This window comes from Lacihabitans sp. CS3-21 (genome assembly GCF_024343675.1).
GTDB lineage: Bacteria > Bacteroidota > Bacteroidia > Cytophagales > Spirosomataceae > Leadbetterella.
In genome coordinates, this window is sequence record NZ_RJUD01000049.1 from 1 (window position 1) to 599 (window position 599).

Here is a 599-nt window from a genome sequence, read left to right on the forward strand (position 1 = left end):
TGTAATGGAGGTTCAAACGGAACTGCTACTGTTGTTGCAAGTGGTGGTAGTGGAGGCTTTACTTACTCTTGGTCACCTTCCGGTGGTACAAGTGCAACTGCTTCCGGATTGAGTTCAGGTAGCTATACTTGTACGATAACTGATGCTGCAAGTATATCCATTACTAAAACATTTACAATTACCCAACCAACGGCTATCAGCACTGCAACGGGTTCGCTAACCAACGTATCGTGTAATGGAGGATCAAAAGGTTCGGCTTCGGTGTCACCATCAGGTGGAACACCTAGCTATACCTATTCATGGTCTCCATCAGGAGGAACATCCGCAACAGCCACAGGCTTAAGTGCAGGAGCATATACTGTAACAGTAACCGATGCCAACGCATGTACGGCAACTCGGTCATTTACAATCACCCAACCGAGTGCTTTATCAGCCTCAACTTCCCAAACGAATGTGAGTTGCAATGGAGGAAGTAATGCAACTGCGACGGTGTTGGCCTCAGGTGGAACACCAAGCTATACCTACAGCTGGGCACCGAGTGGTGGAACTGGAGCTACGGCAACAGGTCTATCGGCAGGAAGTTATACTTGCACCATAAC

1 pseudogene is annotated in these 599 nt (G+C 48.1%); it reads left to right on the top strand.

The window, feature by feature from the left end:
• Positions 1 to 599 (top strand): annotated as a pseudogene (locus EGI24_RS14245) (SprB repeat-containing protein); the annotation flags it as partial.